The organism is Nonomuraea sp. LP-02, from assembly GCF_036289125.1.
Classification (GTDB): domain Bacteria; phylum Actinomycetota; class Actinomycetes; order Streptosporangiales; family Streptosporangiaceae; genus Nonomuraea; species Nonomuraea bangladeshensis.
In genome coordinates this window covers 8620512-8642558 of the sequence record NZ_JAXCLK010000001.1, presented here as the reverse complement: position 1 = coordinate 8642558, position 22047 = coordinate 8620512, and the positions used below count along the sequence as shown (strand labels likewise).

Sequence of the window (22047 nt, the reverse complement as noted above, 5' to 3'; positions counted from 1 at the left end):
GTGCGGCTACGCCATCCGGACGGCTCGACGGTGCACCTGTCCTACTGCACCAACGTCCACGCCGCCGAGGATCTCCCCGGCATCCGCCGTCAGCTGTCCGGCGTCGCCGCGCGGGTCAGGCGCCTGCTCGGCGTCGAGAGGCTCGGGGTCGGGCTGTGGCTGTCCCGGCGCGCCGCCGCAGACCTCCTCGCCCGGCCCGGGGAGCTCGCCGGGCTGCGCGAGCGGCTGACCGCGCTCGGGCTGGAGGTCGTGACCCTCAACGGGTTCCCCTACCGCGGCTTTCACGACGAGATCGTGAAGTACCGCGTCTACACCCCTGACTGGGCCGACGCGGAGCGGCTGCGCCACACACTCGGGCTCGCCGAGATCCTCGCCGTGCTGCTGCCGGACGACGTCACCGAGGGCACGATCTCGACCCTGCCCCTCGCCTGGCGCACCGGGTGGACGGTGGACAAGGCGGCCGCGGTCATGGCCAATCTCGGCGCGGTCGCCCAGGGCCTGCGCGCGCTGGCGGGCCGTACCGGCAAGGTGATCCGGCTGGGCTTCGAGCCGGAGCCCGGCTGCATCGTCGAGACGACGCCCCAGGCCACCGCCCTGCTGAGCGACGTGGATCACGACCACCTCGGCCTCTGCCTGGACGCCTGCCACATGGCCGTGGGTTTCGAGGAGCCCGGCGCCGGCGCCCGCACCGGGCTGCCCGTCGTGAAGCTCCAGGCGTCGTGCGCCCTGGTGGCCCCGCCAGGGGCACAGCGGGCGCTGGCCGTGTTCGACGAGGCCCGCTTCCTCCACCAGACGCGCTCCGCCACGGGATACGCCGACGACCTGGGCGAGGCACTGGCCGGCGGCCTGCCCGCGGACGAGAGCTGGCGCGTGCACTTCCACGTCCCGCTGCACGACGCGCCGCCCCCTCCTCTCGCCACCAGCGCCCCCTACCTGCGGGACCTGCTGAACGTGCTCCTCGGCGGGGAACGGCCGCTGACCAGCCACGTCGAGGTGGAGACCTACACCTGGAACGTGCTTCCCGGCGCCCCGGCCGACCTCGCCGAAGGCATCGCGGCCGAGCTCGACTGGATGCGGGGGCAGCTCGCCGCCCTCGGGCTGAAGGAGAAGTGATGGCACCGCTGATCGTGATCAATGTCGTCGGGCTCACCCCACGCCTGCTCGCGCACATGCCGAACGTGGCGAGCGCGGGCGCGGCGGCCACGCTGCGGCCCGTGCTCCCGGCCGTCACCTGTTCGATGCAGGCCACCCTGCTGACCGGCAGGATGCCCCGCGACCACGGCATCGTCGGCAACGGGTGGTATTTCCGGGACCTCGGCGAGGTGCTGCTGTGGCGCCAGCACAACGCGCTCATCCAGGGCGACCAGCTGTGGACCGCCGCGCCCGGCCTGCGCACCGCCAACGTCTGCTGGTGGTATGCGATGGGCGCCGCGACCGACCTGCTCGTCACCCCGCGTCCCATCTACCACGCCGACGGCCGCAAGTCGCCCGACTGCTACACCCGCCCGCCCTCGCTCCACGACGACCTCGAGGCCGCGCTGGGGCCGTTCCCCCTGTTCAGCTACTGGGGGCCGAACGCGGGGATCGACTCCTCCCGATGGATCGTCGCCGCCGCCCGCCGCATCCTGGCCCGCGAACGGCCGGATCTGCTGCTGGTCTACGTGCCTCACCTCGACTACGACCTCCAGCGGTACGGCCCCGCCGGTCCCGAGGCGATCGCGGCGGCCCGCGCCGTCGACACCGCACTGGCCCCGCTCCTGGCCGAGGAGGCCGAGGTGGTCGTGCTCTCGGAGTACGGCATCACCCCGGCGTCCCGCCCGGTGGACATCAACCGGGCGCTGCGCACCGCGGGTCTCCTGGAGGTCTACACCCAGGCCGGGATGGAGTACCTCGACCCGTGGACGTCCCGGGCCTTCGCCGTCGCCGACCACCAGGTGGCCCACGTGTACGTGCGCGACCCCGCCGACCTCGACCGCACCCGCGCCGTCGTCGCCGAGCTCGCCGGCGTGGACGAGGTGCTCGACCAGGCGGGGAAGGCGAAGTACGGGCTCGACCACGAACGCGCCGGCGAGCTCGTCGCGGTGGCGGAGCCCGACGCCTGGTTCACCTACTACTACTGGCTCTCCGACGACCGCGCCCCGGATTTCGCCAGGCTCGTGGACATCCACCGCAAACCCGGCTACGACCCCGCCGAGCTGTTCATGGACCCGAGCGATCCGTTCGTCAAGGTCCGTGCGGCGGCGGCGCTGGCGAGGAAGAAGCTGGGCTTCCGCTACACGATGCGGGTGGTGCCGCTCGACCCGGCACCGGTGCGGGGCAGTCACGGCCGGCTGCCCGACCACCCCGACGACGGCCCGCTGATCATCGGCCGCTTCGACCGTGGCTCCTACGAGGCGAGCGAGGTCAAGGATCTCCTGACCGGCCTGGCCCGCCGAACCCGTTGACCCGTGACTCGCGCGGCCCCCGGTGGGGAGCCGCGCGAGGGGGTGGACGGTGGGCTCAGACGCGGGTCCAGCGCTGGTTGGTTCCTCCGTTGCAGGTCCAGATGCGGGCTTTGGTGCCGTTGGCGGTGCCGCTGACGTCCAGGCACTTGTTCGCGCCGACCGCCGTTATGGTGCCGTCGGCGTTGAGCCGCCATTTCTGGTTGTTCTGCCCGTTGCAGTCCCAGATGATCACGGCGGTGCCGTCCGCCGTACCGGCCCCGTTCACGTCCAGGCACTTGTTGCCGTAGACCCGCAGCTCACTCGCGGCGGTCGTCGTCCACCGCTGGTTGTTCTGCCCGTTGCAGTCCCAGATCTGCGCCTGCGCGCCGTTGGCCTGGGAAGCTCCGCTGACGTCCAGGCACCGGCCCGACCCCACGCCCTTGAGCGCACCCGTACCGCCCGGTGTGCTGGTCAGCTCCTTGACGCGGATGTTGCGGAACGACACCACGTCGCCGGACCCGTGGTTCTGGATGCCGAGGTAGCCCTGCTGGAGCGAGCGGACCGGATCGGTGTTGGTGAAGTCGTTGATTCTGGTGCCGTTCAGGAACACCTGCAGCCGCTCTCCCTCCACCAGCAGCTCATAGGTGTTCCACTGCCCCGGCGGGTTCAGCGCCGCGTCGCGGGCGGCGATGTCGGCCGCCTTGAACCCGTAGATCGCCCCGGTCGTCTTGTCCGGGGTGTCGGTCGCGTCGATCTGCACCTCATATCCGGTGTCGAGCGCCGCTTGGGGGTCGCTGGTGGCCGGGAACCCGACGATGACGCCGGAGTTGGAGTCGCCGGTCATCCTCCAGTCGAGCTTGACGGAGTAGGAGCGGAACTCCTTGGCGTTGTACCACAGCATGCCCATGCCGCCCTGTGAGGTCAGCGTGGCGTCGCTGTTGGCGAACGATCCCGGCCCGGCCTGCGACCAGCCCGTCGTCGAGCCGTTGTACAAGGTCGTGTACCCGGTCTCCGGGCGGCAGTCGGCGTTGGTGGCCTTGGCCGTGTACCTGATCCCGCCGAGCAGCAGCGCGCGGAAGTTCGGATCGGCGTACGACTCCTGGGTGTGCCCCAGGCCGGTGTAGAACGCCCGGCCGGCGGACTGCGGGTGGCACCAGGTGATCGGGTGATCGCCCATGCCGCCGCCGCTGTAGCTGCCCTCGTCCAGGCTCTGCAGCACCCGGACGTTCGGGCGGGGGTTGGTGCGGTAGTTGTACCACTCGTCGGTACGTGACCAGGTCGTCCCCAGGTGAGCGGTCGCGGCGTGCGCCCGGTCCTCGGTCCGTACGGTGGCCTGCTGGATCGCCGGATGGTTGTTGAACCAGGCTCCCATCAACTGCCCGTAGTAGGGCCAGTTGTACTCGGTGTCGGCGGCCGCGTGCACCCCGACGTAGCCGCCCCCGCCGTCCACGTACGTCTGGAAGGCGGCCTGCTGGTTGTCGTTCAGCACGTCACCGGTGGTGCTGAGGAACACCACCGCCTTGTACTGCGCCAGGTTGGCCGTGGTGAAGGCGTTCGAGTCCTCGGTGGCGTCGACGGCGAAGTCGTTGGCGGTCCCCAGGTCGCGGATGGCCTGGATCCCGCTGGGGATCGAGTCGTGCCGGAACCCGGCCGTCTTGGAGAACACCAGCACCTTGAAGGCGGCGGCCTGGGCGGGAACGGCCGGGATCATCGCCGCGGCGACGGTGATCGCCGCCGCCGTCACGGAGAGGCGTCGCAGCAGGGATGTCTTTCTGTCGCTCGGCATGGGTGTCCTTTCAGACGCGGGTCCAGCGCTGGTTGGTTCCTCCGGTGCAGGTCCAGATGCGCAGCTTGGTGCCGTTGGCGGTGCCGTTGACGTCCAGGCACTTGTCCGCCCCCACCGCCGTGATCGTGCCGTCGGTGTTGAGGCGCCATTTCTGGTTGTTCTGGCCGTTGCAGTCCCAGATGATCACGCTGGTGCCGTCGGCCGTCCCGGCGCCGTTCACGTCCAGGCACTTGCCGCCGTACACCCGCAGCTCACTCGCGGCCGTGGACGTCCACTGCTGGTTGGACTGCCCGTTGCAGTCCCAGATCTGCGCCTGCGCGCCGTTGGCCTGCGAGGCTCCGTTGACGTCCAGGCACCGGCCCGACGCCACCCCCTTGAACGCGGTCGTGCTCCCCGAGGGCGGGGTGCCGGTGTCGAGGGTGAAGGCGTCCAGGTCGAACAGGTAGCCCTGTCCGGTCGGGCCGCGGAAGACCAGGTAAAGCGTGGTCGTGCCGGCCGGGGCACCGCTGAGGTTCGCCGAGACGTCGGTGAAGGTGTCCCAGCTGCCGGTGCTCGCCACGTTCACCGTTCCCAGCAGCGTGCCCGTCGCCGAGCCGGCCCGCACCTCGATCCGGCCGCCCGCGCCGGCCGAGGAGACCCGGGCGGTGACCTTCGTCGCGTTGCCCAGGTTGTACGGCTGGAAGGAGATCCAGTCGCCGTCGTCGGTGAAGCCGACCGTCTTGCCGCCTTCCGCGGTGGCGTGGTCGGCCGTCTGGATGCCCTGCTGGGCGCCGAAGTGCTCGGCCTGCCGGTGCCTCGGCTGGAGCGTACGGTCGCTGGTGGAGGTCAGGCCGCCCCTGTCGGTGTAGGAGGCCTCGAAGACGCCGTAGATGTTGGCCGCGGCGTCATGCTCGCCGTCCATCGGCACCGCGATGGAGCCCGAGCAGCCGGTCTTCGAGGTGATCTTGTGGCGGTGGCTGTCGTGGCCGAGGAGGTAGGAGACGGTGACCCCGGCGCAGTCGATCGTGCCGTCCTCCGGGTCGCTGACGGTGACCTGGAAGGGCACGGTGTCGCCGAAGGAGAACAGCTGCCCGGCGGCAGGGGCGGTGAGGGTGACCGTCGGCGCGGTGTTGCCGACGTTCACGATCACGCTCGCCGTGCCGGTGAGACCCTGCGGGTCCCGGACCGTGAGCGTCGCCGTGTAGGCGCCATTGGTGGTGTAGGTCTTGCTCGGGTTCGCCGCCGTGGAGGTGGTGCCGTCCCCGAAGCTCCACGAGTACGTCAGCGCGCCGCCCTCCGGGTCGGAGCTGCCCGCCGAGGAGAAGTTCACCGCCAGCGGGGCGGGTCCCGACGTCTTGTCGGCGGACGCCCTGGCGATCGGGTTGCGGTTGGCGCTGCCGATGTACTCGATCCGGAACAGCGCCTGGTTGTTGCTCCCGGTGCCGTAGTCGAGGACGTACAGCGCCCCGTCAGGGCCGAAGGCCATGTCCATCACCTGCGTCCCCGACCAGGGGAACGCCGAGATCTCCCCGTAGCCGCCGTCCGCCTTGACCTCGATCGCCTTGATCCAGCGGCGGCCGTACTCACCGGCGAAGAAGCGCCCGTCGAGCGTCTGGGGGAACTTGACGGCCGAGTTCAGGCCGGCGTCGTAGCGGTAGACCGGGCCGCCCATCGGCGACTCCGACCCGGAGCCGAACTCCGGCGGGCTGCCGGCGTCCCCCGCGTACCGGATCCACGCCGGCTTCGCCGCGGGCAGCGTGGTCAGGCCGGTGTTACGGAAGGAGTTGTTGGTCGGGCCGCCCGCGCAGTTGTACTTCGGGCCGGTGCTGTTGGTGGCGAAGTTCCATTCGTTGTAGGTCTCGCCGGTGGTGTTCGTGCCCGTGCAGTACGGCCATCCGTAGTTGCCGGGACCGGTGATGCGGTTGAACTCCACCTGCCCGCTCGGCCCTCTGCTCGAGTTGGTCACCCCGGCGTCCGGCCCGTAGTCGCCGAGGTAGACGATGCCGGTCGCCTTGTCCACGCTCATCCGGAACGGGTTGCGGAAGCCCATCGCGTAGATCTCCGGCCGGGTCTTCGCCGTCCCCGGCGGGAACATGTTGCCGCTGGGGATCGTGTAGGTGCCGTCGGGCTGCGGCTTGATGCGCAGGAGCTTGCCGCGCAGGTCGTTGGTGTTGGCGGCCGAACGCTGGGCGTCGAACTGCGGGTTGCGGTCGGTCCGCTCGTCCAGCGGGGAGTAGCCGCTCGACTCGAACGGATTGGTGTCGTCGCCGGTGGTCAGGTAGAGGTTGCCGGCGGCGTCGAAGTCGATGTCCCCGCCCACGTGGCAGCACTGGCCACGGTCGTTCTGGACGCGCAGGACCACCTTCTCGCTGGCCAGGTCGAGAGTGTCGTCCGATTTGAGGGTGAACCGCGACAGGTGCAGCTCGCCCTTCCACTGGTCGAACTGCGCCTGCGTGCCGGTGCTCGGCGCGTCACCGTTCGGGGTGCTCAGGCGCGGCGAGTAGTAGAGCCATAAGTACCGGTTGGACGCGAAGCCGGGGTCCACCGCCACACCCTGCAGGCCCTCCTCGTCGTGACTGTAGACGTCGAGCCTGCCGGCCACCTTCGTGGTGCCGTTGACATCGGTGACGCGTACCGTGCCGTCGCGCGCGGTGTGCACCACCGACCGGTTCGGCATCACGGCCAGCGACATGGCCTCACCCAGTTCGGCGCCTCCCGAGGCGAGAGAAACCTGCTGGTAGTCGGAGGCCGGGATGACGAGGGCGTTGGCGGGAGGGGTGTCGAGCGCGAGTGCTCCGGAAGTGATCAGCGCCACCGTGGTCAACAAAGTGAGCCATGGGCGTCGGGACATGACTGTTCCTCCACTGTCGGATCTGTGCACGGGTCTATGCGCGGGCCCACTTCTGGTTGGTGCCGCCGGTGCAGGTCCAGATCTGCACCTTGGTGCCGTTGGCGGTGCCGTTCCCGGACACGTCCAGGCACTTGTTCGCGCCGACGGCGGTGATGGTGCCGTCGGCGTTGAGGCGCCATTTCTGGTTGTTCTGGCCGTTGCAGTCCCAGATGATCACGCTGGTGCCGTCGGCGGTGCCGGCGCCGTTCACATCGAGGCACTTGTTGCCGTAGACCCGCAGCTCAGTCGCGGCGGTCGACGTCCACTGCTGGTTGGACTGGCCGTTGCAGTCCCAGATCTGCGCCTGCGCGCCGTTGGCCTGCGAGGCGCCGTTGACGTCCAGGCACCGCCCCGACCCCACGCCCTTGAGCGCCCCCGTGTTCCCCGACGGCTGGCCCTGGGGGCCGGCGGACGCCATCACGGCCTGGGCTCCCGCGGGCCAGGCGCCGTTGGTGACGGTGACGTTGTTGTTCACCACGTTGCCGCGGTCGCCGTTGGTCACGTTGGTGCTGCCGTTGGTCGACCAGTTGCCGGTGACGGTGAAGTTCCCCATGTTCTCGCCGCCCCAGTAGTTGGCGGTGGCCCAGGTCCCGGTGTTCGAGAGCACGTTGCCGGTGACGGTGTAGTACTTGGAGCCCTCGTCGAAGTAGATCCCGAACCAGCCGTTGGTGCGCAGGCAGTGGTTGCCGCTGATGACCGCGTTCGGGTTCCACGACAGCGTGTAGATACAGCCCCCATCGGTCATCTGCTGCATGACGTCATGCACGTAGTTGCCGATGAGCTTGTTGCCGGACGCGGTGGTGGGAGTGGTGTACCGCGGCTGGTAGTTGTACAGGCCGCGGTTGGCGTACTGGTTGCTGCCGCCCGGCTCGTTGGCGCCCCAGCCGTACCCGATCGACATGCCGGTGTACGGCAGGTTGTAGACCTCGTTGTGCGACACGTCGGTGTTGGTGACGTAGGTGGTCAGGACCGAGACGATGCCCCGGTAGTCCAGGCCGAGGTCGTGGATGCGGTTGTTGCTGATGGTGATGTTCCGGTTGACCATCCGCTGGTCGCTGGGGTGGTGCGCGTCGGCGCGCACGCCGCCGACCACGACGCCGCCGGCCGAGCTCTGGGCGATCTCGGATCGGGTGACCGTGATGTCGGCGGCGCCCAGGCCGACGCCGCTGGCGTGCGCGTTGGCGTCGTTGCCGATGCCCACGGCGGTCTGGCCGAGGTTGACGAACCGGGAGTCGGTGAAGGTGACGTTGTTGGCCGCGGACACCTGCACGGCCGCCGGCATCTGCTGCCAGTGCGGCCGGGCGGCCTCGAACTGCTGGCAGCCCTCCTGGCAGGAGGTCAGCCTGTCGGCGGGCCAGCTCCAGGTGCCCGTGATGTAGGCGCCGGTCTGCTGGTCGGCGTAGCCCTGGTTGCCGCTGGGTCCGAGCCAGGTCGTGCCGGTGAACGTGATCCCGCTGAACGTGATGTGGTGCGCGGGTGCGTCGTAGGTGCCTCCGACGTTCACCAGGGACTGGAGAACCGGCAGCTCGACGTTGACGTTGCTCATGTTCTGCCCGGCGGCCGGGATGTAGTACAGGATGCCGGTGCCGGAGTTGATGTACCACTCCCCCGGCGCGTCCAGGAACTCGTAGGCGTTCTCCAGGTACAGCGGACCCGCCCGGTGCGGCTGCGTGAAGGTGTCGTACCCGAAGGTGTTGTTGTTCCAGCCGGGCTGCTGCATCGTGATGAAGTTCCCGCTGATGCTCTGCACCGTCACGTAGCGGTCCGTGAACGAACCCACGCTCTCCATCTGGATCCGGCTCTGGTCGGCGAGGTTGTTCAGGTAGCTCAGGGCGCTGTTGCCGAACCTCAGACCGGTGGTGGTGGCGGTGAAGTCGGACCGGTTCACGGTCGTGCGCGCCCGCGTGGCGACGGCGCCGTTGACGTACAGCTGCCGGGTGTCGATCCCGGTGCCGACGTTGGCACGCCAGATGTTCTTCCCCGAGTCGGCCACGGTCCATCCGGTGACCGCCCTGGCTCCGCTGATGACGGGGTGAGCACCCGCCGCGGCCTGCCATTTGACGGTGTAGCCGTTGTTCCCCGAATCGGCGGCGGTCAGCCGGAGCGGCGCGGAGAGCCGGTACACCCCGTCGGCCAGTTCGACGACGATGTCCCCGGACATGGCGGCGTTCAGCGAACGTACCGCCGTCTGCGCCGCGGACACCGAGCACGGCTGGGCGGACGTGCAGGCGGTGCCGGTGCCGGTGGGTGACGCGTAGAGGGTCGTGGTGGCCGCGAGGGCCGGGGTGGCGGGGGCGACGAGGGCGAACGCCGCGGCCAGCGCCGCGACGATGCCGATCAGGAACGGTCTCAGCGCCGTGACGGGCGAAGCTGACTGCACAGTGGTTCCTTCGGGGGGTGCGGGTGTGTGGCCGGGTCACGCCCTGCTCAGGCAGGTGACGCCCTTCCGAGGGCCTTCGCCTCCCATTACGTTGTGAGTCTTGAAACCCGTCAAGACCTTAAGCCCGCCTATTTCACTCTTTGCACACTTAGCATCCCGCCCTGGTGAGCCAATTCAGGCTATTGACCAGCGGAAACTCCCACATCACATTCGCCGGCGCCGATCGTCCTCGCATGAACCGTTCATATGTGTCCTACTCATCGGCCCGGCCTCCGAGCCTGGGAGGGCGGCCTCATCAGCCATACTTTGCAGGGACGGCGAGGAGGAAGCACAGTGACCGACAGCCCCCAAGAGAGCGGATACCGGCCGGGCTACGAGGTGGCGGCCGAGCAGGTACTCGAACTGATCGTCCGGCTCGGCCTGCGTCCGGGCGACCGCATGCCGACCGAGAACGAACTGGCCCGGCAACTGGGCACCAGCCGCACCGTGGTGCGCGAGGCGGTGAAGATCCTCTCCGCGCTCGGCCGGGTACGCGCCCAGAAGGGCCGCGGCCTGTACGTGGCCGACGGCGAGGGCATGTTCGGCACCGGGCGCTGGGCCTCCTTCTTCCTCCCGACCGACCTCGACCACGTCTACATGCTCTTCGAATTCCGCCGGGCGCAGGAGATGGAGACCAGCAGGCTGGCCGCCCGCCGCGCCACCCCCGCCGAGCTGAGGGCCATCGAGGAGGCGGCCGGTGTGTGCCGCCACGGCTTCGAGACCGGGCAGGAAGACCTGTTCAACAAGGGCGACGACGCCTTTCACACCGCCATCGCCACGGCCTCGCACAACATGTTCCTCCAGGTGGCGGTGCGGGAGGCCCGCAGGCTGCAGGCGCAGTCCAACCTCATCGGGCTGAGCGGCTCGGTGGGCGGGCACGCCGCCAAGGCCGTCGAGGAGCACGACGCCATCTACCGGGCCATCCACGCCGGCGACCCGGAAGCGGCCGCCCAGGCCGCGGCCACGCACATCGACAACACCCTCGACGACTACCGGAGAGAGATCCAGCAGCGCCTCTTCTCGTCCCAGTGACCCCGGCCGTCCGCACCGGCGACGCATGAACGTTTCATGGAGCCCGGCCACGAGCGTCACCGGTGAGCGTGCTTCCGGCAGGCCGCCGGACAGGAGGGAGTCTTGACAGCCGGTCCGCCCGTCATATGTGCTTCGCCGGACACCGCGGCTGTCCCCGTCTCCCCCTGCCTCCAAGGAGTACGACATGCAGCCTTCATCCGTTCCCTTGCCGGGCTCCCGGGCGGCCGTCGTCGCGGCTGTGGTGGCGGCGCTGGCGACCCTCTTGGCCACCGTCCTGACCTGGTCGGCGCCGGCCTCGGCGGCGACCACGCCGCTGGTGGGCGTGGGGTCGGGGCGGTGCCTGGACGTCAACGGAGCCTCGCAGACGAACGGCGCGCAGGCGCAGATCTGGGACTGCAACGGGCAGTCCAACCAGCAGTGGACGTCTACGGCCGCGAGTGAGCTGCGGGTCTACGGCGGCAAGTGCCTGGACGTGAACGGCGCCGGCACGGCCGACGGCACCAGCGTGATCATCTGGGACTGCAACGGCCAGAACAACCAGAAATGGCGCCTCAACGCCGACGGCACCATCACCGCGATCGGCGCGAACAAATGCCTGGACGTGTCCGCGAACGGCACCGCCAACGGCACCAAGGTGCAGATCTGGGCCTGCCACGGCGGCACCAACCAGAAGTGGACCACCGGAGCCGGGCCCACCCCGACGACGACCCCGCCGCCGCCCGGCGCGCGCGCGTGCGACATCTACGCCTCCGGCGGCACGCCGTGCGTGGCCGCGCACAGCACGACACGGGCGCTCTACGGCTCGTACAACGGCAACCTTTACCAGGTCAGGCGCTCCTCCGACAGCACGACCAGGAACATCGGCGTGCTGACCGCGGGCGGTGTCGCCGACGCCGCGGCCCAGGACTCGTTCTGCGCCGGCACCACGTGCGTCATGACCGTCGTGTACGACCAGTCCGGGCGGGGCAACGACCTGTGGTACCAAGGTTCCAGCGTGGTCCCCGGCTCCCCTCAGAGCAGGCCCGCGATCGCGACCACCGAGTCACTCACCGTCGGCGGCGGCAAGGCATACTCGCTCTACATCAACCCCGGCAACAGCTACTGGCGGGACGGCCACCTGACCGGCGTGCCGACCGGCAGCGCGCCCGAGGGCATGTACATGGTCACCAGCGGCACCCACGTCAACGGGGGCTGCTGCTTCGACTACGGCAACAGCGAGACGACCAGGAAGGCCGACGCCGCCGGCGCCATGGACGCCATCAACTTCAGCGTCCAGTGCTGGTTCGGCGGCTGCCAGGGAAGCGGCCCCTGGGTCCAGGCCGACCTCGAATGGGGGCTCTACCCCGGCGGCAGCCAGTCCTGGAACCCCAACCAGCGGGCCTTCCCCCACAAGTTCGTCACCGCCACGCTGAAGAACAACGGCACCAGCCGGTTCGCCATCAAGGGCAGCAACGCGCAGTCCGGCAGCCTCTACACCCTGTACGACGGGCCGCTCCCCAACGGCTACAGCCCGATGAAGAAGCAAGGGGCCATCATCCTGGGCAGCGGCGGCGACTGCTGCAAGCCCGACGGCGGCGCCAACCTCAGCGCCGGAACCTTCTACGAAGGAGCCATGGTCGCCGGCTATCCCACCGACGCCACCGAGAACGCCGTCCAGGCCGACATCATCGCCGCCGGCTACCGCTGAGGCACCTGACGCCAGGTCTGATCGAAGCCGTCCGTGACCGCCAGCAGTTGCCGTCCGGCGTGCTCCGGCCGGATGTGGGGGCCGTCCGCGGCCCTGACGTCCGGCCGGCGGGTGTACGCGTTGATCGCGTACTCGTCGATCGTGACGCCGAGGCCCGGCGAGTCCCCGAGGATGAACGCGCCGTCCTCGACCTGCAGGTCGAGCGACAGTCCGACCGGCGGGTGCAGGTCCTGCAACTCGCTGGCCAGGTGGTTCGGCACCGACGTCGCGGCGTGCAGCAGCGCGACCGGCATGTTCCCGATCGGGCTGACCGGCAGGTCATGGGCGTGGGCCAGCGCGGACACCCGGAGGAAGTGGGTCACCCCCCAGACCACGGCCGTCTGGACGATGTCGACGGCCCCCGCGGCCAGCAGCGGGCGGAACTGCTCGAGTCCGGTGAGGTTCTCCCCCGTGGCGACGGAGGCGCGGATCCCGCGACCGACCACGGCCAGCCCTTCGGCGTCCCACCGCCGGACCGGCTCCTCGATCCACGTGAGATCGAGGCTGCGTTCGAGCTCGCAGACGTGCCGGACCGCCTGCTTGCGGGTCCAGACCTCGTTCACGTCGAGCATCAGGCCCGGCCGCGATCCGTGCCCGGCCTCGGTCAGGACGTCCCGTACCAGGGTCAGGCGGTGCCGGTCGCGTTCGATGTCGAGGCCGCCCTTGATCTTGGCCGCGCGGAGACCGTGCTGGGCGTAGACCTGGTAGACCGAGACGAGCTCGTCGTCGGTCAGGCCGATGTCGATGCCTGAGGCATAGGCGGGCACCCGCCGGTCACGTCCGCCCAGCAGCCGCCAGAGCGGCTCGCCGGCCGCCTGGGCCTTGATGTCCCACAGGGCGGTGTCGAGTGCGCCGATCGTGCCGAACACGGCGCCGACGTGGCCGGCCTTGAAGGTCCGCCGCAGCATGCGGTCGTAGAGCGCCGTCACGCCGCGCGGATCCTCGCCCTCGATCGCGGCGAAAACGGCATCGATCTCCACGTGCGGCCCGAGGCCGATGCCGGTGATCCCCTCGTCGGTGTCCACCATGACGAGCGGCACCGAGACGACTCCGTCGGCGAAGACGCCGTTGGCGTCGCCGACGGGACGGCCCCATTCCTGGACCGTCGTCGTGGTCCGATACCCCGTGATCCGCATGTCAGCCCTTCGTGGAACCGGCCGTGACGCCGTCGGCGATCTGGCGTTGGAGGAACAGATAGATCATCAGTACGGGTACGGCGGCGATCAGGACTCCCGAGGCGAAGGCGGGGACGTCGTCGGAATACTGTCCGCGCAGCGCGTTGACCCCGATCATGAGAGTGCGATGCTCGGGCGTCGGCATCATGAGCAGGGAGATGAGCACGTCGTTCCAGCAGAACAAGGCGTCGAGGATGCCGACCGACAGCAGTGCGGGAACGCCCAGCGGAAGCATGATCCGCCGGTACACGCCGTACACCGTGTTCCCGTCGATCCTGGCCGCGTCGACGATCTCCGCGGGAATGGTCCTGTAGTGGCTGGTCATCAGGAAGACGGTGAAGGGCAGGAACTGCGCGACGTAGGCCAGGATCAGTCCCGGATAGGTGTCGATGAGCCCGATGTCGGCCATGATCCTGGTGAGCGGCACCATGATCACCTGGAACGGGACGAACAGTCCCGCGAGACAGCCCAGAAAGATGATCGAAGAACCGCGGAACCGCAGCTGACTCAGCGCGAAACCCGCCATCGACCCCAACAGCAGCAGCAGGGCCACGGCGAACGCCACGACGATGAACGAGTTGACGAAGTAGCGCGCCATTCCGGCGCCGGCCCACGCCTCGGCGAGGTTGTCCCAGCTCACGGAGCCCGCCGGGGAGAACCGGTCGAGGATGTAGTCGCGGCGGGTCTTCATCGCGACGTTGCCGGTGAAGACGAGAGGATAGATCGTCGCCAGCGCGAGGAGGGCCATGGGGACAGCGGCCGCCCACCTGGCCATACGCCTGCCGGCCATCAGTCCTGCCTCCCCGAGCGGCGGAGCAGAGTGATCTGCAGGAGCCCCACCACGAGCATGACGACGAAGAGCACCGTCGAGGCGGCCGAGGCGAGCGCCGGCTGGTTCATCTGTCCCTGCTGGTGCCAGATGTAGAACTCCGGCAGGTAGGTCGATCCCTCCGGACCTCCGTTGGTCATGACGAAGAGCAGGCCGAACATGGACGTCAGCATCCCGATCATCGTGGTCACGAAGACGAACTGAATGGTGCGGGTCAGGCTCGGGATGATCACGTGCCAGATCGTCCGGCGGAGCGACGCGCCGTCCACGCGGGCGGCGTCCAGCAGCGAGGCGTCCAGGGTGCTGAATCCGGCGAGGAACACCACCAGGGCCATCCCGAACGTCGCCCATATGTGCACGCCGACGACCGTGAACATGGCGACGCCCGGATCACCGAGCCAGTCGACGGGGCCGACGCCGGCCGTCCCGAGGAGGGCGTTCAACGGGCCGTCGTACCCGAGCAGGAGGTTGAAGATCGCACCGACGATCACCGGCGAGAGCACGGCCGGGAAGAAATAGACGCTGCGGTAGACCCGGTGACCCGGCACGCGCAGATAGATGAAGGTCGCGAGCAGACCCGGAATCGCCACCGCCACGGGAAGCAGCAGCACCAGCAGCCCGACGTTGCGCAGCGAGGTGCGGAACAACGGGTCGCCGGCCAGCTCCAGATAGTTGCTCAGGCCGACAGGGGTTCCGTTGAGCTCGCCGTCGCCGGTGAAGGAGAAGTTGACCCCGAGGACCAGCGGCCACAGCCGCAGCACCACGATGATCAGTACGGCCGGGGCCACCAGGACGTAGGGGGCGAAGCGCTCCGCGCGCCACCCACGGGCGTCCCAGCGGCGTCCCCGGTGTGTGACGGACGCCGCGCCGGCCCGCCCGGAGCCGGCCGGGCGGGCCAACCGCGACGGGCTTTCGATCGGCACGCGGTCAGCTCGCCCGGTCGGAGGCGGCCAGCTGCTCCACGACCTTGTCCACGGTGGTCGAACCGCTCAGGAGCTGCTGGGACAGTCTTCCCATCAGATCCAGGGTCTTGGCGGACAACGCCACGTGCAGGGCGGGCCTGCCGCTCTTGATCTCGGACGCGATCGTGGCGACGGCCGGTCCGGCCTGCGCGAAGTCGATCGTCGTGTCGGACGCGATCGCACCGGCCTTCGAGTAGAACGCCGTCAAGGCGTCGGTCGAGGTCAGGGACCGCACCAGGTCGGCGGCCAGCGCGGGGTCCTTCGTCCACTTGGCGACCGCGTAGCCGATGCCGCCGTCGTACGGGAGGCTCGGGGTGGCTCCGCCGGTGACGACGGGGGCCCGCATGACGCCGATCTTGTCGGGCGGCAGGAACTCGCCGAAGTCCTTCCAGTGCCCGACGTCCGACATCAGCCCGATGATGTGAGCGGCCTTACCGGTCTCGAAGACCCTGAAGATGTCGGTGAACATCGCGGTGGAGTTGGCGCCGTCGTTGTTCAGCCCTTTGTCGCCGGCCTCCTTCCACAGCTCGAAGATCCGCCGCACGTGCGGAGAGGTCCAGTCGCGCTTCCCGGCGATCCAGTCGTCGTACTCCTGAGGCGTCAGGACGCCGGACCCGAGGCCCGACAGGAAGAACTGGATTCCGGCGCCTTCCTTGTTGCCGAGCGCGAAGCAGGTGGCCCCGGTCGCCTTCTTGACGGCGGCGCAGCCGCTGACGAACTCGTCCCAGGTCTTGGGCGGGTCGGCCGGGTCGAGGCCGGCCTTCTCGTAGAGCGTCTTGTTGTAGTAGATCGGGTGCCCCTGCAGGGTCACCGGCGCGGCGTAGGTCTTGCCGTCCTTGCTGAAGGCGTCCCAGCCCGCCAGCCGGTTCTTGTCCTCGGCCACGTACTGGTCCAGCGGAAGGAGCGCGTCGACCCGGTCGCGGATCTGTCCTCCCCCGTTGAAGAGCATGACGTCGGGCCCCTTGCCGGCCTGGATCGCCGTGCCGAGCAGGGTGTAGTACTGGTCGAACGGCTGGGCGACGAACTCGACGGTCAACCCGGGATGCCGCTTGGCGAAGTCGGCCTTGGCCTTCTCGATGTAGTCGGCCGCGGCCGGTTCACCGGACTTCCAGTCCCAGACCAAGAGCTTCTGCTGCTTCTGCGCCGAGTCGCCGGAGGGTGACTGGGGCCGGGCCGCGCTCCCGCAACCCGCCGAGACCAGCGCCATGACCATCACGGCCGACCATAATGCTCGCTGCTTCATCGCTGCCCGCTTTCCGAGAGGACCGCTGGACCAGGCGCAAACATAATTCGTATGACGTATAACGTCAATAGGGACTGACGTATACTGACGCGGTGGCGCCGCCACGTGCCAGGCCACCGGAGGGATCAATGACGGCATCGCAGGAAGCGTCTGGCAGCGTCCCGGCGTCGCCGGCCTGGGTACGACGTCCTGCCAGTCTCGCCAGAGCGGTGACAGCCGAGCTGGTGGAGCGCATCGTCCGCGGGGTGCACCCGCCGGGGACCTCGCTGCCCCCCGAACCCGCGCTCTGCGAAGCCTTCTCCGTGAGCCGCACGGTCGTCCGGGAAGCCGTGAAGATCCTGCAGGAGAAGGGGCTGGTGCAGGTCCGCCAGGGCGCCGGCACCATGGTGACGCCGCCGGCGATGTGGGACATGCTCGACGAGCTCGTGCTCGCCGCGACCATCGCCGCCGAAGAGGGCCTGACGATTCTCGACGACCTCGTCGTCACCCGGCGCGTGCTGGAGTCCGACATGGCCAACGTCGCCGCCCGCGTGGCCGGGCCCGACACCGTGGAGCAGTTGCGGGCACTGGTGGATCGGATGGACGAGCTCGTGGACGACCCGGTCACGTACGCCGACAGCGACCGCGCCTTCCACGACACGATCATGCAGGCGTCGGGAAACCGCATCGCCCGCGGCGTCGTACGGTCGCTGGAAAGCCAGGTCGTCAGCACCGCCCGCTACCTGGGCCGGACCGAGCGGGCGCTCTGCGTGGCGTCGAACCTCGGCCACCGCCGCATCTACGAACGCATCGCCGCCCACGATCCTGCGGGCGCCGCCGAGGCGATGTTCAATCACATCACCGAGGCCTGGATCGTCCGCCGCAGCGGCCCGGCCGACCCCGTACGGCTGCGGCGTTAGCGCCCGTCCGCGCCCTCGGAACCGATGCGAGCGCGGGCGGTGAAAGTTTCACCGCGACCCGTCAGCGGTGGCCACGGCCGCTTCTCCTGGTCAGGCGCCGGAGCGACGGGGTCGTCTCACGCGCAGGCTCTCGACGTCCAGAAGGCCGAGTCTTGACAGGTCTTGTCACGGTCATATTTGCTCCGCTGCACCATCGCCTCCAGCCCTCGGAAAGAAAGGAGATCCCCTTGGAGGCGGCGTTGAGTTAGCGCTAACAAAGGCGGTGGAAATGGCTTTCCTGCTGCGTGTTTCACCCCCGAGAACGGCAAAGGAATTCGCGTGATGTCGAGGCTCAGGTACCTCTTCACCGCTATCGCGTCCGCTGTACTGCTCGTCGTCCTGGCCACGGTGCACACGGCCCTGGGCGACAGCGCGCCCCCGCGTCCCGCGCAACAGAGCGCCCTCGCGGGCACCGCGGGATGCGGCAGGACCCCGACGCTGAGAAGCGGTTCGCAGTCGATAACGACCAGCGGTAAAAACCGTAACTTTATCCTGAGAATTCCGGACAACTACAACAACAACACCCCGTACAGGTTGATCTTCGGATTCCACTGGAATGGCGGCACCGCCAACGACGTCGACGGCGGCGGAACCAGCGGATACCCCTGGTCCTACTACGGGCTCAGGGCGTTGTCGAACAACACCGCCATCTTCGTCGCGCCTCAGGGCTTCAACAACGGCTGGGCCAACTCGGGCGGTGAGGACGTCACCTTCGTCGACGACATGATCCGGCGGATCGAGGCGGACCTCTGTGTGGACACCTCCCAACGCTTCGCCATGGGCTTCAGCTACGGCGGCGGCATGAGCTACGCGCTCGCGTGCGCCAGGGCGACGGTCTTCCGCGCCGTGGCGGTCTACTCCGGCGGCCAGCTCAGCGGGTGCAACGGCGGCAACGAGCCCATCGCGTACATCGGACTGCACGGCCTCAGGGATCCGGTGCTCAACATCTCCGCGGGCCGGTCGCTGCGTGACAGGTTCGTCAGGAACAACGGCTGCACCGCACAGAACCCGCCGGAGCCGGCGCAGGGCAGCCTGACGCATGTCGTCACCTACTACTCGGGATGCCGGGCGGGGTATCCGGTCGCCTGGGCGGCGTTCGACGCCGGTCACACCCCCGGTCCCGTGGACGGGAAGCCCGGTGACTTCGAGCCCGGCGAGAACTCCTGGACCAGGCCGGTGGTGTGGAACTTCTTCACGCAGTTCGGAGGCAGCGACCCGAACCCGACACCGACCGCCACCGTCAATCCGCCGACGTCAGGCGCCCTCAAGGGTGCGGCGTCGGGCCGGTGCCTGGACGTCAACGGAGCCTCGCAGGCCAACGGCGCGCAGACCCAGATCTGGGACTGCAACGGACAGTCCAACCAGCAGTGGACCTCCACCAGCTCCGGTGAGCTGCGGGTCTACGGCGGCAAGTGCCTGGACGTGAACGGCGCCGGCACGGCCGACGGCACCAGCGTGATCATCTGGGACTGCAACGGCCAGAACAACCAGAAATGGCGGCTCAACGCCGACGGCAGCATCACCGCGGTCGGCGCGAACAAGTGCCTGGACGTGTCCGCGTACGGCACCGCCAACGGCACCAAGGTGCAGATCTGGACCTGCACCGGCGCCACCAACCAGAAGTGGGCCCGCGCCTGACAGCTGACCACGTGTCGTCGCCGGGACGATTCGATCGTCCCGGCGACGGCCACGAACACGCAAGGCACGTCCACCCCCATGGGCTTGGAGAAGCGAAATGGCCGATGTATCGCGAAGACAAGTGCTGAGATTCGGCGCGGCTGGAGCCGGCGCCGCGCTGTTGCCCCTGCAGTGGACGGCCGTGGCCCGGGCGGCGTCGGTGGCGCCCGCGGAGGTGAGGGCCGCGAACGATCTGGCCCTGTGGTACGACGAAAGCGCCGGCACGGAGTGGCTGCGCGCGCTTCCGATCGGAAACGGCCGCCTGGGCGCCATGGTGTTCGGCAACGTCGACACCGAGCGGCTACAGCTCAACGAGGACACCATCTGGGCCGGCGGGCCGTACGACCAGAGCAACACGAAGGGCGCGGCGGCGCTGGGGCAGATCCGGCAGTTGGTCTTCCAGAACCAGTGGAGCCAGGCCCAGACCCTTGTCGACCAGAACATGCTGGGCAACCCTTCGGCTCAGCTGGCCTACCAGCCCGTCGGCGATCTGCGACTGACCTTCGGCAGCGCCGCCGGGGTCTCGGAGTACAACCGTGTCCTGGACCTGAGCACGGCCACCACGACGGTGACGTACCTGCAGAACGGCGTACGGTACCGGCGCGAGGTGCTGGCGAGCGCGCCGGATCAGGTGATCGCCCTCCGCCTGACCGCCGACAAGCCCGGCTCGATCACGTTCTCCGCGACGTTCGGCAGCCCGCAGCGGACGACGCGGTCCAGCCCGGACGGCACGACAGTGGCGCTCGACGGCATCTCCGGCGACCAGAGGGGCCTGGCCGGCAAGGTCAGGTTCCTGGCACTGGCCCGGGCCGTCGCCGAAGGCGGCAGTGTCAGCAGCTCAGGCGGCACCCTGCAGGTGAGGTCCGCCAACAGCGTGACGGTGCTGATCTCCATCGGCTCCGGCTACGTGAACTACAAGGATGCCGGCGGCGACTATCAGGGCATCGCCCGGCGCCATCTCGACGCCGCCGTCACCCGGACCTACGACGACCTGCGCGGCCGGCACGTCGCCGATTACCAGCGGCTGTTCGGGCGCACGACGCTCGACCTCGGCCGTACCGCGGCGGCCGACCAGCCGACCGACGTACGGATCGCGCAGCACGCCGGCAGCAACGACCCGCAGTTCGCGGCGTTGCTGTTCCAGTTCGGCCGTTACCTGCTGATCTCTTCCTCGCGGCCGGGCACCCAGCCCGCCAACCTGCAGGGCATCTGGAACGACTCGCTGACCCCGTCCTGGGACTCGAAGTACACCCTCAACGCCAACCTGCCCATGAACTACTGGCCGGCCGACACGACCAACCTGCCGGAGTGCTACGAGCCGGTGTTCAGGATGATCAACGACCTCACCGTCAGCGGCGCCCGCACGGCCCGGGTGCAGTACAACGCCGGTGGCTGGGTGACCCACCACAACACCGACGGCTGGCGCGGCAGCTCGGTCGTCGACGGCGCGACCTGGGGCATGTGGCAGACCGGCGGCGCGTGGCTGGCCACCATGATCTGGGACCACTACCTCTTCACCGGCGACCTCGACTTCCTCCGGCAGTACTACCCGGCCATGAAGGGGGCCGCGCAGTTCTTCCTGGAGACTCTCGTGGAGGAACCGACCCTCAAATATCTGGTCACGAACCCATCGAACTCCCCCGAACTGACCCACCACGCGGGCGTCAGCATCTGCGCCGGACCCACGATGGACAACCAGATCCTGCGGGACCTGTTCAACGGCTGCGCCAAGGCGAGCGAACTCCTGGGCACCGACGCCGGCTTCCGTACGCAGGTCCTGGCCGCCCGCGACCGGCTCCCTCCGATGCGGGTGGGCTCACGCGGCAACATCCAGGAGTGGCTGTACGACTGGGTCGAGACCGAGCAGAACCATCGGCACATCTCCCACCTCTACGGCCTGCACCCCAGCAACCAGATCACCAGGCGCGGCACCCCCGCGCTGTACACGGCCGCGCGGCGGACCCTCGAACTGCGCGGTGACGACGGCACGGGCTGGTCGCTGGCGTGGAAGATCAACTACTGGGCGCGGATGGAAGAGGGCACGCGGGCGCACGACCTGATCCGCGCCCTCGTGACGACGGCCCGGCTCGCGCCCAACATGTTCGACCTGCACCCGCCGTTCCAGATCGACGGCAACTTCGGCGCGACGTCCGGCATCGCCGAGATGCTGCTGCAGAGCCACAACGGCGAGCTCCACGTGCTGCCGGCGCTCCCGGCGGCCTGGCCGAGCGGGAAGGTGCAGGGCCTTCGAGGGCGCGGCGGCTACACCGTGGACGCGACGTGGAGCTCCGGCGGGACCACCGAGTTCCTCATCAGGTTCGACCGTGACGGCACGGTCAACGTGCGCGGCCGGATCTTCGCCGGGACCTATCAGGTGGTCGACACCACGACCGGCGATGCCGTCAGCGTCACCAAACCCGAGAACGACGTCATCAGACTGAGCGGCCAGGCCGGTCGTACGTACCGCATGACCGGATCCGCCGGCCCCCCGCCGGCGACCTACGTGCGCATCACGAACGCGACCACCGGCCTGGCGCTGGACAGCGGCGGCAATGTCGCCTCCGGGGCGAACCTCAAGCAGTGGAACTGGGACGGCAGCACCAACCTGCAGTGGCAGCTCGTGGCCCTGGGCGGCGGGTGGTACCGCATCGTCAACCGTACCAACGGCATGGTCGCCGACAGCTGGGGCAACACCGCCAACGGAGCCAACGCCAGGCAGGCCGCGTGGGACGGCGGCAACAACCAGCAGTGGCGCCTCAACAGCACGGGCAACGACCGCTACCAGATCATCAACCGCGGCACCGGCACGGCCCTCGACGGCATGGGCAACGGCACGTCCGGCTCCACCGTGGCCATGTGGACGCCGAACAACAGCACCAACAACCAGTGGACCATCACGGGCGTGTGAACCGACGACGCTCAGACCTTCGCGCGCTTCGCCGCGACCGGTCACCGGTCGCGGCGAAGC

14 protein-coding genes are annotated in these 22047 nt (G+C 69.1%); 7 read left to right on the top strand and 7 right to left on the bottom strand.

What is annotated here, in order from left to right; all coding sequences use genetic code 11:
* Positions 1-1113 (top strand): metabolite traffic protein EboE, encoded by a 1113-nt coding sequence (gene eboE, locus SMD20_RS40525; RefSeq protein ID WP_329591399.1) that lies wholly within the window; start codon positions 1-3, stop codon positions 1111-1113.
* A complete protein-coding gene (locus SMD20_RS40520) occupies positions 1113-2444 on the top strand; it encodes an alkaline phosphatase family protein (RefSeq protein WP_329591398.1) in 1332 nt (443 codons plus the stop codon). The genes eboE and SMD20_RS40520 overlap by 1 nt, the downstream gene beginning before the upstream one ends.
* A gap of 55 nt (positions 2445-2499) precedes the next feature.
* Here the strand turns inward: SMD20_RS40520 and SMD20_RS40515 are convergent, their stop codons facing one another.
* The 3 genes from SMD20_RS40515 to SMD20_RS40505 are packed head-to-tail and all read right to left on the bottom strand — an operon-like array spanning position 2500 to position 9458.
* Positions 2500-4209: a ThuA domain-containing protein gene (locus SMD20_RS40515; protein WP_329591397.1), complete on the bottom strand. Its 1710-nt coding sequence runs from the start codon at positions 4207-4209 to the stop codon at positions 2500-2502.
* 10 nt (positions 4210-4219) lie between these two features.
* A complete protein-coding gene (locus tag SMD20_RS40510) occupies positions 4220-7039 on the bottom strand; it encodes a PQQ-dependent sugar dehydrogenase (protein WP_329591395.1) in 2820 nt (939 codons plus the stop codon).
* A 34-nt stretch (positions 7040-7073) separates the two neighbouring features.
* On the bottom strand, positions 7074-9458 hold the full coding sequence (locus tag SMD20_RS40505; protein WP_329591393.1) for an RICIN domain-containing protein: 2385 nt from the start codon (positions 9456-9458) through the stop codon (positions 7074-7076).
* Between the two features lie 333 nt (positions 9459-9791).
* Between SMD20_RS40505 and SMD20_RS40500 the strand changes: the two genes are divergently transcribed.
* Both SMD20_RS40500 and SMD20_RS40495 read left to right on the top strand, forming a co-directional pair.
* Positions 9792-10529, top strand: a complete 738-nt coding sequence (locus SMD20_RS40500; protein WP_329591391.1) for a FadR/GntR family transcriptional regulator — start codon at positions 9792-9794, stop codon at positions 10527-10529.
* A gap of 184 nt (positions 10530-10713) precedes the next feature.
* Positions 10714-12216, top strand: a complete 1503-nt coding sequence (locus SMD20_RS40495) for an arabinofuranosidase catalytic domain-containing protein (protein ID WP_329591389.1) — start codon at positions 10714-10716, stop codon at positions 12214-12216.
* Here SMD20_RS40495 and SMD20_RS40490 read toward each other — a convergent pair.
* From SMD20_RS40490 to SMD20_RS40475, 4 genes are read right to left on the bottom strand one after another with little or no spacing between them, the layout of a single operon-like run.
* Entirely contained in the window at positions 12207-13391 is a 1185-nt protein-coding gene (locus SMD20_RS40490) for a mandelate racemase/muconate lactonizing enzyme family protein (protein WP_329591387.1), read from the bottom strand. The genes SMD20_RS40495 and SMD20_RS40490 overlap by 10 nt on opposite strands.
* A gap of 1 nt (position 13392) precedes the next feature.
* Positions 13393-14220, bottom strand: a complete 828-nt coding sequence (locus SMD20_RS40485; RefSeq protein ID WP_329591385.1) for a carbohydrate ABC transporter permease — start codon at positions 14218-14220, stop codon at positions 13393-13395.
* On the bottom strand, positions 14220-15182 hold the full coding sequence (locus tag SMD20_RS40480) for a carbohydrate ABC transporter permease (RefSeq protein ID WP_329591383.1): 963 nt from the start codon (positions 15180-15182) through the stop codon (positions 14220-14222). The genes SMD20_RS40485 and SMD20_RS40480 overlap by 1 nt, the downstream gene beginning before the upstream one ends.
* A 4-nt stretch (positions 15183-15186) precedes the next feature.
* Positions 15187-16464 (bottom strand): ABC transporter substrate-binding protein, encoded by a 1278-nt coding sequence (locus SMD20_RS40475; protein ID WP_329591381.1) that lies wholly within the window; start codon positions 16462-16464, stop codon positions 15187-15189.
* A gap of 209 nt (positions 16465-16673) precedes the next feature.
* Between SMD20_RS40475 and SMD20_RS40470 the strand changes: the two genes are divergently transcribed.
* The 3 genes from SMD20_RS40470 (at position 16674) to SMD20_RS40460 (ending at position 21987) form a co-directional block, all read left to right on the top strand.
* Positions 16674-17363 carry a FadR/GntR family transcriptional regulator gene (locus SMD20_RS40470; protein WP_329591379.1) on the top strand — a complete coding sequence of 230 codons (690 nt, stop codon included), beginning with the start codon at positions 16674-16676 and terminating at the stop codon, positions 17361-17363.
* A gap of 573 nt (positions 17364-17936) precedes the next feature.
* The gene (locus SMD20_RS40465; RefSeq protein ID WP_329591377.1) at positions 17937-19040 is read left to right on the top strand and encodes a lectin; all 1104 of its coding nucleotides are present in this window, start codon (positions 17937-17939) and stop codon (positions 19038-19040) included.
* A gap of 121 nt (positions 19041-19161) precedes the next feature.
* Positions 19162-21987 (top strand): glycosyl hydrolase family 95 catalytic domain-containing protein, encoded by a 2826-nt coding sequence (locus tag SMD20_RS40460; RefSeq protein WP_329591375.1) that lies wholly within the window; start codon positions 19162-19164, stop codon positions 21985-21987.
* Positions 21988-22047: the final 60 nt, after the last annotated feature.